General features: G+C 65.5%; 2 protein-coding genes. Both read right to left on the bottom strand.

Annotated features, from left to right (window positions below; genetic code table 11):
- A partial coding sequence (locus tag VSX56_RS20650; RefSeq protein WP_434096061.1) for a DUF7940 domain-containing protein occupies window positions 1-429 on the bottom strand: 429 nt, incomplete at its 3' end.
- Between the two features lie 64 nt (window positions 430-493).
- The coding region (locus VSX56_RS20645) for a DNA adenine methylase (protein WP_350939380.1) at window positions 494-1,103 on the bottom strand (610 nt) is incomplete at its 5' end.

Here is a 1,103-nt window from a genome sequence, read left to right as displayed (position 1 = left end):
GGCCTCGGTCGCCACATCGCCCATCTTCACGCCTTCGGTCTCGCCAAAACAAATCGTCGGGATGCCCACGATGTCGCGATAGGCGCGCAGCTCCTTGCCCTCCCAGGGCGCGATCGTGGTGATCGCGAGTGCGATGGCCGCCGCCACACCGGCCACGCCCGCAGCATGGCGCTTGCGTAGCGCCCCGCTCTCGTCGCGGGCGAGATCCTCGGACCAGATGCCGGATTGCTGGACCAGCCGCGCGATGGTGGCCGCGATCGAGATAAGGCCGGCCAGTGCGGCAAACGCCCCGGGCGGCATGCCGAGAAGATCGGCATCGAGGAGCGAGACCACGACCTCGAGGCCGGAGAGCACCGCAGTCAGCAGGATCAGGCGGATCGACCAGGCGCGCAGCAGCACCTCGCGCCAGTCGGGCAAGAGTTTGAACATTCCATTTCTCCATGAAAAAGCCCCGCCGGAGTGGCGGGGCGTGGTGGGGGATCGAAGGCAGCGCTTAGAGGAGGCGCCCTGCCTCTGAGCGGTTCGAGATGATCAGCTCGCGCGCCTCTGTGGCGCCTTTGGCCGAGACGCTGTATTTGAGCGCCACCTCCTCGAATTCGAAGCCCGCGAAAGTCTCGCGGATCTCGGGCGTGTCATTGATCGACAGCACGAAGCTGCCTTTGATCTGGCCGAGCTGCTCGGCCATGCGGGCGAGTTGTGCGCGGTCGAAGATGTTCTTCCCGTAATCATTCTCGCCGCCGTAATAGGGCGGATCGAGATAGAAGAGGCTCCCTGCGCTATCGTATCGGCGCACCAGCTCGGACCAGTCGAGACACTCGAAGACCACGCCCTCGAGCCGCTCATGCGCATCCTCGAGAAGCGGGCCGATCCGCGAGAGCGAGAACCGCGCCCGATCGGTCGCCACCCCGAACACCCCGCCCAGCTGCCCGCCAAAGGCCAGCCGCTGCAGATAGAGGAAGCGTGCCGCCCGTTCGAGATCGGTCAGCGTCTCGGGCGGCTGGGTGCGCAGCCGCTCGAACTCGCGGCGCGAGACGATCTGAAACTTCATCACCTCCATCAGCTGGGGGTAATGGCGCTGCAGGATCCGGAAGAGATTGACGATC

Origin of the sequence: Thioclava kandeliae (genome assembly GCF_040297545.1) — a bacterium.
GTDB classification, from domain to species: Bacteria; Pseudomonadota; Alphaproteobacteria; order Rhodobacterales; family Rhodobacteraceae; genus Thioclava; species Thioclava kandeliae.
This window is presented reverse-complemented; position numbering and strand designations above follow the sequence as displayed.